10 protein-coding genes and 1 pseudogene are annotated in these 10,625 nt (G+C 44.7%); 4 read left to right on the top strand and 7 right to left on the bottom strand.

What is annotated here, in order from left to right; all coding sequences use genetic code 11:
• From EPO18_RS08190 to adk, 3 genes are all read right to left on the bottom strand, one after another.
• A partial coding sequence (locus EPO18_RS08190) for a type IV pilus assembly protein FimV (protein WP_292432859.1) occupies positions 1 to 2,558 on the bottom strand: 2,558 nt, incomplete at its 3' end.
• 69 nt (positions 2,559 to 2,627) lie between these two features.
• A complete protein-coding gene (locus EPO18_RS08195; RefSeq protein ID WP_292432861.1) occupies positions 2,628 to 3,650 on the bottom strand; it encodes an aspartate-semialdehyde dehydrogenase in 1,023 nt (340 codons plus the stop codon).
• Positions 3,651 to 3,757: 107 nt separating this feature from the next.
• Positions 3,758 to 4,396: an adenylate kinase gene (gene adk / locus EPO18_RS08200; RefSeq protein ID WP_292432863.1), complete on the bottom strand. Its 639-nt coding sequence runs from the start codon at positions 4,394 to 4,396 to the stop codon at positions 3,758 to 3,760.
• Positions 4,397 to 4,596: 200 nt separating this feature from the next.
• Here adk and EPO18_RS08205 point away from each other — a divergent pair, with 200 nt between their 5' ends.
• Both EPO18_RS08205 and EPO18_RS08210 read left to right on the top strand, forming a co-directional pair.
• The gene (locus tag EPO18_RS08205) at positions 4,597 to 5,073 is read left to right on the top strand and encodes a CBS domain-containing protein (RefSeq protein ID WP_292432865.1); all 477 of its coding nucleotides are present in this window, start codon (positions 4,597 to 4,599) and stop codon (positions 5,071 to 5,073) included.
• A 72-nt stretch (positions 5,074 to 5,145) separates the two neighbouring features.
• The gene (locus EPO18_RS08210; protein ID WP_292432867.1) at positions 5,146 to 5,712 is read left to right on the top strand and encodes a DUF1415 domain-containing protein; all 567 of its coding nucleotides are present in this window, start codon (positions 5,146 to 5,148) and stop codon (positions 5,710 to 5,712) included.
• A gap of 2 nt (positions 5,713 to 5,714) precedes the next feature.
• Here EPO18_RS08210 and EPO18_RS08215 read toward each other — a convergent pair whose 3' ends face one another.
• Together EPO18_RS08215 and EPO18_RS08220 are read right to left on the bottom strand one after the other, a co-directional pair.
• On the bottom strand, positions 5,715 to 6,110 hold the full coding sequence (locus EPO18_RS08215; RefSeq protein WP_292432870.1) for a lysozyme inhibitor LprI family protein: 396 nt from the start codon (positions 6,108 to 6,110) through the stop codon (positions 5,715 to 5,717).
• Between the two features lie 22 nt (positions 6,111 to 6,132).
• Entirely contained in the window at positions 6,133 to 7,083 is a 951-nt protein-coding gene (locus tag EPO18_RS08220) for a TPR end-of-group domain-containing protein (RefSeq protein WP_292432871.1), read from the bottom strand.
• Positions 7,084 to 7,204: 121 nt separating this feature from the next.
• Between EPO18_RS08220 and EPO18_RS08225 the strand changes: the two genes are divergently transcribed.
• A complete protein-coding gene (locus EPO18_RS08225) occupies positions 7,205 to 7,504 on the top strand; it encodes a DUF2288 domain-containing protein (protein ID WP_292432873.1) in 300 nt (99 codons plus the stop codon).
• Between the two features lie 75 nt (positions 7,505 to 7,579).
• Here the strand turns inward: EPO18_RS08225 and EPO18_RS08230 are convergent, their stop codons facing one another.
• Positions 7,580 to 8,905: a DEAD/DEAH box helicase gene (locus EPO18_RS08230; RefSeq protein ID WP_292432875.1), complete on the bottom strand. Its 1,326-nt coding sequence runs from the start codon at positions 8,903 to 8,905 to the stop codon at positions 7,580 to 7,582.
• 111 nt (positions 8,906 to 9,016) lie between these two features.
• The gene (gene moaA / locus EPO18_RS08235) at positions 9,017 to 10,024 is read right to left on the bottom strand and encodes a GTP 3',8-cyclase MoaA (protein WP_292432877.1); all 1,008 of its coding nucleotides are present in this window, start codon (positions 10,022 to 10,024) and stop codon (positions 9,017 to 9,019) included.
• A 308-nt stretch (positions 10,025 to 10,332) separates the two neighbouring features.
• On the opposite strand from moaA, the pseudogene EPO18_RS08240 reads away from it, so the two are divergent.
• Positions 10,333 to 10,625, top strand: a pseudogene (locus tag EPO18_RS08240) (HDOD domain-containing protein); the annotation flags it as partial.

Below are 10,625 nucleotides of genomic sequence, written 5' to 3' on the forward strand. Positions count from 1 at the left end.
GTAGCATCTTTTTCCGCTTCATCTGGCTCGTTGGCGTCCATTGAGAATGAACTTAAATCGAAATCAATCTCTTCAATCTGCGCTGCTGAAGGCTTATCTGTCTGGATACCGGAAGCTGTAACATCTTTTTCCACTTCATCTGGCTCGTTGGCGCCCATTGAGAATGAACTTAAATCAAAATCAATGTCTTCAATCTGCGCTGCTGAAGGCTTATCTGTCTGGATACCGGAAGCTGTAACATCTTTTTCCGCTTCATCTGGCTCGTTGGCGTCCATTGAGAATGAACTTAAATCAAAATCAATGTCTTCGTTATTTCGCTGTTCCGCAACAAAAGAATCATCTTCAGCTTCAGCTTCAGATAAATCAAAATCCAATGCGTCGCCTTTTGGCTCAATTATTTCCTTAACAAAATCATCATTGACTGACTGCTCGAAAGAAGCCGTTCCAGCATTTATATTATTTTTGCTGAATATATCATCCTCTGCTACATTTTCAACGGCTGTATCGTCAGCCACTGGAAATAAATCAATCCCTGAAGAAAACAAGGGTGAATCAGGACAAATTTCACGCCCCATTTCAGCTGCTTGCTCCCAAAACTCGACCTCATTTCGCTTACCTGCCGTTGCCAATTCATCGGCATAGGCTTCAAAAGCAGCTTTGTTTTCATTAGCGTAAAAAATCTCCAGCAACTTTAATTTACATTCATCGCGGTTCGGCTGATCTTTAATCGCCTGTCGTATTAATTCCTCGGCCTGCTGATAACGACCGTAAGCAAGATATACATCAGCCTCGGATATCGGATCGATTTCCCCTTGATCGGTATCAAACGAGTCAAAATCACTAGGTGTGAATTCACTTAAAAAAGAACTTTCGCCAACTGTACCCGCATCATGTACAGCAGCAGCACCATCATCAACAACCGGCACAGAAATATTTTCATTTGCTTCATATGTTTCAATCAGGGCGGAAGAAGCAAACATACTCTCTGTATTCGTTTCCTTATCAACTTTGCGTTTTCGCCACCAAAGCCAACCCAACAGCGCCAAAATTGCTGATCCGGCTCCCCCCTCTAGATAAAGCGAATCGAATAAATTATCTGCTTCAGGTTCCGGCCGCGCTACTGGTTGAACAGCAGTCTGCTGAGCAGCGCGAGTTACTTGATCAACAGGCTTGGTTTGCATAACTTCGCTTGGTACTGTCTGATTCGGTTGCACTGGCTGAACAGCAGCTTGTTCAGAAGCCGGCGTTACTTGATCGGCAGGTTTAACTGTCGCAGCTTCACCCGGCACTGTCTGATTCAGTTGCACTGGCTGAACAACAGCTTGTTCAGAAGTCGGCGTTACTTGATCAGCAGGCTTAACTGGCGCAACCTCACCCGGCACTGTCTGATTCGGTTGCACTGGCTGAACAGCAGCTTGTTCAGAAACCGGCGTGACTTGATCAGCAGGCTTAACTGTCGCGTCCTCGCTTGGCGCTATTTGATTTTTCTGGGACTGGCTTTGCAAAGCCGCGAGTTGCTGGTCCTTTAGAACAATCAACTCCTGCATCATTGCCAGCTGTTTTTCCAACTCTGCTATCTTACCTTGTATCGCGCCATCTGCCGTTATCGCTTCACTTATACCCTTAACTTTCTTCGAGTTTTTTGACTCATCGGTTGCTGTCTTTTCAGTATTTGCCTGCTCATTCACCGACGCTATAACTGCATTATCAGTAACCGCTGCTTTGGTTGGAGCAACCAGAGTTAACTGATTATCGATAGGCCCTTCGCCTTTGCTCAGGACAGGCTTTTCCTTTGTTTCAAGGTGAGCTGGAGCCGAGCGATTTTTCCAAGCTTTTGTATGCCGGTTGAATTCCGCTAATGCCTGGTTTCGTGATAGTTTTAAAGCAACCTCTTTTTCAGGAATTCTTAACATTTTTCCGGCAGTCAATGCATAAACATTGCCTTTATAGAATGCATGAGAATTTGCTTCATAAATCGCCATCATCATTTGCTCTACAGAAATGCTGTCCTGCCCTTTCGCACGCTCAGCTATGCTCCAAAGCGTGTCATTTTCAAGTGTAGGCCCATATTCTCCAGCGCTGCTTTGACTATTAGCATGCGACATAACTGCTGGCGGTTGCACATAGCTTTCGGTGCTGGTTGAAACTGGGATAGTCGCTTGATTATAAACTGACGGCGGATCAACCAATACGGTGAACTCGCGATACAAATTACCTTTGGGCCAGCTTACTTCGAGCAGAAAATCCAAAAAAGGTTCCTTTAACGCTTCCTTAGAAGTCAACTTAATGACTGCCACACCATTAGAATTGGTAATTGTTTCAAGTTTAATTTTCGACAGGAAATAAGTCCATGCCACCCCTGCCTCATCAAACTTTTCGGGCGGTGCCAAATTTACCTTGATGTCAGATACACTCTCCCCTGACAATATTAACGCAATTTCAGCATCCAGATTTTGATTAAGGGCCGAATGCAATTTAATCTCGCCAATCCCTAACGTATGACCACTGGCCGGCGCCAGTAACGATACAACGGCTAGGGTTTTAGTTAACAAACGCACTTTGCTCTTCTTCTCAATAGTTACCACAGTTTCTTACCGCGTCTAGTCAAATATGTAAACAAGCTTAGTCTAGATGTAATTTTTTACCAGCACTTCTGCTATTTGCACACTGTTTAATGCAGCACCTTTTCGAACATTATCACCTACCACCCACAAATCAATCCCTTGAGGATGCGATATATCTTCCCGAATACGTCCTACAAACACATCATCATTGCCTGACGATTCGGTCACTGCCGATGGATAACCGCCATCTTTATGTTCATCCATTACCGTCACCCCCGGCGCTTTCTCAAGCAAAGCTCTTACGGTAACAACGTCAATTTTTTTACGAGTCTCGATATGTACGGCCTCGGAATGTCCGTAAAAAACCGGCACCCGCACTGCGGTTGCATTAACCAAAATACTATCATCACCCATAATTTTCCGGGTTTCCCACACCATCTTCATTTCTTCCTTCGTATAACCGTTGTCCATAAATACGTCAATCTGCGGCAACACGTTAAAAGCAATCTGTTTAGGGTAGACGTTTGTGATAATGGGCTGCATGTTAAGAAGACTGGTGGTTTGTCGAACCAGCTCTTCTATAGCTTCTTTGCCGGTACCTGAAACGGCCTGATAAGTACACACATTGATTCGTTCAATCCCGACCGCATCATAAATGGGTTTTAGCGCCACCAACATCTGAATGGTTGAACAATTAGGATTAGCGATAATGCCGCGATTTTTATAATCGGCGATTTTTTCGGGATTGACCTCCGGCACCACCAGCGGAATATCGTCGTCATAGCGAAACTGTGAGGTGTTATCGATAACAACACAGCCAGCAGCAGCAGCCTTTGGCGCGTATTCCGCCGATACAGACGCTCCAGGAGAAAATAAACCGATTTGCACCTTTGAAAAATCAAAAGTAGCCAAATCCTGTACGACTAAAGACCCGCCTTTAAAAGAAATTCTTTTTCCCGCTGAATTACTGCTGGCCAATGCATAAACCTCAGCAACGGGAAAATCACGCTCTTCCAAAATTGACAGCATAGCTTCACCCACCGCACCGGTAGCGCCAACCACAGCAACATTATATAGCTTGGTCATATTAACCATCCTTCCTTACTACTAAAACCTTCTTTATCATTAACTTTAAAAACCTTTTATCCTGAAATTTGAACATCGATTTATCACAAAATATTTTGTTCGCGCGGCTACCCCAAAACAGCAAAAACTTTTTCGGTGATTTCATCAACACTGCCGACACCGGCTACCGAACTGAATTTGACGTGTCTTTCTGGCGCTGAGTAATAGCCGACCAATGGTTTAGTCTGTTCATGGTAAACACTAAGCCGCTTGCGCACGGTTTCTTCTTTATCATCATCGCGCTGAATCAAAGGCTCGCCGGTCACATCATCAAGCCCGTCAACTTTAGGTGGATTAAACTCAACATGATAAGTGCGCCCGGATTGTAAATGCACTCTTCTGCCGGCCATGCGTTTTACAATTTCCTCGTCCTCCACCACGATTTCAATAACTGTATCAATGCTGACGCCCATTGCGTTCAGGCCTTCAGCCTGAGCAATGGTGCGAGGAAAGCCGTCCAGCAAAAAGCCATTAGCGCAATCGGCTTGTGCGATGCGTTCTTTGATCAGCCCTAAAATAATATCATCGGAAACCAAGCCGCCGGCATCCATCACTTTTTTTGCTTCAACGCCCAACGGAGTCCCCTCCCGCACTGCGGCTCTCAACATATCACCCGTTGAAATTTGCGGAATAGCGTACTTTTCAGTAATAAATTGAGCTTGAGTTCCTTTACCGGAACCAGGGCTCCCTAACAGGATAATGCGCATAACTAACTCCATTGTGTCATTAAGACAGATTTAGACTCTAAACATAACAGCTCATGCAGGTAAGCATAATTTAATCCGACCTACAAAACCAAACAAAAACATAGCCCATTATTTTATAACACATCAAATTTTATCTCTTGTAAAAATACGTTTATTTACCTATTCTTACCCGGTTTTTTTATAATTCAGGAGAATAAATAATGCGTGTTGCAGATTTAATGACTTCAAAAGTATTTACAGTCGAACAACACGACTTGATCGATCGTGTCTTTTTCTTAATTCATTATGAAAGAATTCGCCACTTACCCGTCGTTGAAAAAGGCAAAGTTATTGGAATTGTATCTGACAGGGATCTATACAAAGCTCTAGGCCCAAAAAGTAACTCAAACGCTATTGAAGCGGCAGCCGGCGCCGGTGCGGTCGAACTTCATGTAATACCGAAAAAAGTACAGCATATCATGCATCGGGGAGTAATAACCGTTAGTCCTGACACCTATGCATCGGAAGCGGCGGCAAAAATGGCCGACAATAAAATCGGCGCATTGCCTGTCGTCGATAAAGACAACAAACTGGTCGGCATATTATCTTCCACTGACATTCTGCGGGTTTTTTCAAAAATTGAAAAAGCCAGTGAAGAAAGGGAAAAAAGAATTGCAGCTGGTATCAGTCATAAATAAACGGCATATGTTGTGCTGCCCCAAAGCCCCAGTGAAACGGGGCTTTTTTGCTTTAACCGGCAGTAAATCACCATGACTCATAAAATCCTTCCAGACCGCGACGTTAAAGCCGCAACACTATCTTGGCTAAAATCTGTCGTCATTGAATACAGCATTTGTCCGTTTGCAAAACGCGAACTGGAGCGGGGCAGTATTTACTTTAGCGTTAATCGCGACATAGAAATTGAGCAATGCCTGTTGCACCTGATTGATGAATGTGATCGACTGGAGACAGACCCCGGCATTGAAACCACGTTATTGATTTATACAGATGCGTTTGCAAAATTCGACGATTATCTGGATTTCCTTGAAGTCGCCGAATCATTGTTAATTGAACGAGGCTATGAAGGTACGTACCAGCTGGCAAGCTTTCATCCCAATTACTGTTTCCAAGGCAGCGATCAGGACGATGCTGCAAATTACACCAATCGCTCACCCTACCCCATGCTGCATCTGCTGCGGGAAACCAGTATAGAACTAGCCGTAGCCAGCCACCCTGATCCGGAAAACATCCCACAACATAACATTGAATTAACCCGAAAACTGGGATTAGCCAAAATGCAGGCTTTATTGGCGGCCTGTTATCCACTTAACCGATAATTTCAGTTTTGTTGTTTAAAGCCTTCCAACTCTTTAGCTCGCGCAGCTGTAGAGGACATAAAACACTGATTTGCATTGACTCTGGCTATCGTTCCACCATCAGGATCGTAATAAAAATCGCAATTGGTCTTTCTATACTTAAGCCATAACCACTGGGCTTCCTGCAACTGTTTCTTACGTTCAGATGAAAGGTCGACCATAATGTCCTTATAGGCCTTGTTTAACCGGACATCTTGACGCTCCGTTTCAGCGCCCATGCATTCAATCATTGATGGAGTACTGCCATCGGATTGATCCATACAAGTTGAAAACACTTGACTTAAACTATCATCGGCAAAGACCGGCTGAACCGTTGCGGCTATCAATCCGGCAATCACCAGATATTTAAAAGACGACATCATTGTCCTCTTCCAGCTTTAATTAAAAACGACCCAAGAATGACTTAACTTCTTTCTCAGATTCGCCAGCTGTTCCGACCGTAACTTCAATTTTTTGGGCTGCAAACGCGTTTTCATTGACGGGCGCTTTATGTTCTACAACGCCTTCGGACTCGGTAGCCGTGTCATCTTTTGCCACAACTTCAGTTTCTTCGTTTATAAGAGCATCTTCGGCATAATCATCTTCAATTTCAGACTTTTCAGTTACCGGTGTATCGACAGCAACGGCTTCCGATGCATCAGCAATTGCATCTTCCTCGACTTCGGTTTTTTCATTCAAAGCGACCTCTTCAACAACTGCCTCCTTAATTTCAACAACGGGTTCCGGTTCTTTAGCTAAAGATTCCATAAACTCTATAAACCAGTCCTGATATTTAACGTTTTCAAGATCCGGATCTGCAAGAATATCGGCAGAAGCTGGTAAACTGCCCTTCCCTTTAGAAATTTCCAGAGCAGTAAGACAAGCCTCTTTATCACCGCGCAAACCATAGATGCAAGCCAGGTTATAAGAAGCCGATCCAGCCTGGATTGCATTGGCTTTTTCAAAATAATTTTTGGCTCTACCATATAAGCTATCATTGGATCCTACCGCTTTAACGCGGGCCAATTCCATATAAGCAACCCCGCCATCAATTGCAGCGCCAAGGTAGGCTGGTTCTATAGTCAGACAAAAAGAAAACTTGGCAATAGCATCTTGATAAAGATTAGCTGCCTGATCGCCAAGCTTGGTTCTCGCCTGATGCAGCAAAGCGAATCCCCAATTATATAAAGCTTCAGCAATCAGCGGTTCGTTAGCGACGACATCAGCGTATTCCTGATAGACTTTTTTAAATAATTGGTCGGCCTTACTGCCTTCGCTACTACGCGCTTCCGCTGTTTCCTTGATAGCGGCTTTTAATCTGGATTTCTTTGTTATTGACTCAAAAAACGACATGATTTATCTCTCTTGACTTAGTAATTTATAATCGCTCACTATAGAATAACAGCTGACCTGATAACGACGCCATGCAAATGTGCAAATAACATATTGCCTACACATAATAATAGAGAAAATCATGAATGAATCAAACTGTTGTGATATTGCCAGAGAAAAAGTAAATCTGGAAACATCACAAATTGCCTGGAAAGAATTGCAACGTTTTTTTGCCAACGGCACTGCGGTATTCGTCGCTCCTGATCTTGATCTAGTCGATGTGGCCTACCAATTTTCCATTGATAATAAAGAACGGGTTGCGTCATGGATGCAAAATAATCAGGTTGCGCTGGTATCCGATCAACAAGCAATCGACTGGCTTGAGACCGATGCCGAAGTGTGGGCGGTTGTGGTGAAGCCTTGGATACTGGTCCAAGGATAAATTGCACAGTCCAAAGCAAAACTTCCGCTCATCGGTGACTACTCATACCCACTATCTCCTTGCTACTTCTTTACCTTAAGCTTTCCCTCTAGAACCCGGTCTTCCCTTGCTTCTTGATTCGATCCGCTTACTGTCAGACTGTTTAGCGCCACGGACTGTCGATTTAGCACCGCGAGCCGCTGGTTTTTTAGTATGACGATAATCCTTTTTACCGGTGGTTTTATTGGGTGCGTTCTTTTTAGGTGCATCAATAACTTTTAATGAGACCGGTTCATAGCCGGTATCGGCTACACGCGGAATTTGCCGCTTGAGCAGTTTCTCAATTTCCGCCAGCATCCAGGCTTCTTCGGGGCACACCAACGACAAAGCCTCGCCGCTTGAACCGGCACGCCCGGTGCGTCCAATCCGATGCACATAATCTTCCGGCACCTGCGGCAAATCGAAATTCACCACATGCGGCAAGTCGTCAATATCCAGCCCCCGCGCTGCAATATCGGTCGCAACCAATGCCGAAACCTTGCCGGTTTTAAAATACTCTAGAGCCTTGTTGCGTGCGCCTTGAGTTTTATCGCCATGCAACGCCACGGTGCGGATGCCGTCCTCAATCAACTGTTTTTCCAATCGGTCTGCACCATGTTTGGTACGCACGAACACCAATACCTGCTTCCAGTTATTACTGCCAATCAGATAGGACAATAATTCACGCTTGTACTCGCGCCCGATGCCGTAAATACGCTCCGATACGGTATCAGCCGTAGCATTTTGCTTGGCAACTTCAACTTCAACGGGATTATTTAACAACTGCGTTGCCAGCAATTTGATTGCATTAGGCACGGTCGCGGAAAACAACAGACTCTGCCGCTTCTTGGGGATCAGCGCCATGATTTGTTTAATATCGGGCAGAAAACCCATATCGAGCATGCGATCCGCTTCATCCAACACCAGCATTTCCACGTTGGCCAGATTGATATTGCGCTGCTGCACATGGTCAATCAACCGTCCCGGCGTTGCCACGACGATATCGCAACCCCGGTGTAATTGACGAGTCTGGATGCCGATACTCGCACCGCCGACCACCGCTTCTGCACGGAGCGGCAAATGTGCACCATAAGTTTTTACGCTTTCATAGACCTGTGCGGCCAGCTCACGGGTCGGCACTAAAATCAGCGCGCGAACACGACGCGGTTTTTGATGCGGGTCATGATTTTCGGCCAACCGTTGCAATAACGGCAAGGTAAAGCTGGCGGTTTTTCCTGTTCCGGTTTGCGCGCCTGCCAACACATCTTTGCCTTCAAGAATCAAGGGGATGGCTTTTTGCTGTACCGGTGTAGGAGTGACATAGCCTTGATCGGCTACGGCTTTAAGGAGTTCGTCGGTTAAACCGAGCTTGGCGAAAGACATTTGGAAAATCTCAGGTGAAAGGTGAAAGGTGAAAGGTACAAGACGAAAGACAAAAGGCTAAGGGCTAAAGGAGGCGGAACAATTCTCCCTTTTGTCCTTAACCTTTCGCCCTTAGCCTCCTGTCATATTCATATAACGCAATATAATCGGCTGCTCGTTGATATTAAATTCGTGTTTTTCCGGCTTAATCAGCATCGCGTCAACAATGGCTTGCTTCAACACCGCCATATTGCCCGGATTAGCCCTGATGACTTGCTTTAAATCGACCGAATGCTCATTGCCCAGGCATAACAGCAACCGGCCTTCAACGGTTAAGCGCACCCGATTACAAGTACCGCAAAAATTTTCGCTGTGCGGAGAAATAAAGCCGACACGGGTTTGGCTGCCTGCCACATTAAAATAGTTCGACGGCCCCCCGGTCTTTTCAGCCGTGGCGATTAAAGTAAAATTCCGCACCAAATCAGCCTTGATCAAATCGCTCGAATAGTAAGCGTCCGCTCTGCTATGCTGACTGACGATACCCAACGGCATTTCCTCGATAAAGCTGATATCGATGCCGTAATCGACCGCAAACCGGACCAAATCGTTCACTTCCCAATGATTCCTGTCTTTAAGGATGACTGCATTTATTTTTATCCGCTCAAACCCTGCCGTCTTGGCAGCCTGAATGCCTCTAAGCACCTGCTGCAAATCACCGGTTCGGGTTATCGCTTTAAATTTGTCGGCATCCAGCGTATCCAGACTGATATTGATGCGTTTTACGCCCGCTTCTTTTAAAGACGCGGCCATCGTTTCAAGTTGAGAGCCGTTGGTCGTTATCACCAGCTCATTCAGGCTTTCAATGCTTCCGATATTTTGCAACAGCTCCAACGCGCCTTTCCTGACCAAAGGTTCACCGCCGGTAACCCTGATTTTTTTCACCCCCAATTCAGCGAATGCTTTCGCCAGCGTATAAATTTCTTCCAGCGTTAAAACCTGTGCGCGCGGCAAGAAGACCATATCTTCAGCCATGCAATACAAGCAACGGAAATCACAGCGATCGGTAATGGAAATTCTCAAATAATCAACAGTTCTGCCGAAGCGGTCGACTAATGAAGTGAGGGAAGACTGATGAGTCATTATGGCGGTGATAAAAAATCCAAGACATCAATACTAACACAGTATTAATTCTTTTAAGAGAGCGCCTATTTTTTCCGGTCAGTTCTCACACTAGAGCTTTAAAATTTCACCTCTCTACAGGACTGCTATACTTGAGATACTTGAAAGAGATTTGCAAGATTTATCTTGCCTATCAATTCTTGAAGACCTGTCTCGAAAAACAACTCATTGCACAGGCATCAACTCTCAAATGTACAGCTTTCCTAATAAATTCGCTGTATATTACTAATTTGTTACTGAAACTAAAAATAAAGGAATTTCCCATCATTATGTTCTGGAATACTTTTAAGAAAAAAACACACCAAAAGACACCCAGCAATGATAAATCGAATCTTCCGCCGGCTCATGATAAAAAATCTACAACTACAAAAAATTTCAATATTCCAGTCCCTTTTTTAAAAAGACTGATGCCTGTTGCTCAGCTATTGACTGAACGAGAAATACAACAACTACCGATTACCGCTGCCAGTTTTTCGCCTGGAGCTATCGTTTTTAATCGGGGTACTGAAGTAGACTCGTTAATATACATAGTCAAAGGCAAAATCTTTATGGAGGCCAGTAA

Source organism: Methylobacter sp., from assembly GCF_004322395.1.
Classification (GTDB): domain Bacteria; phylum Pseudomonadota; class Gammaproteobacteria; order Methylococcales; family Methylomonadaceae; genus Methylobacter_A.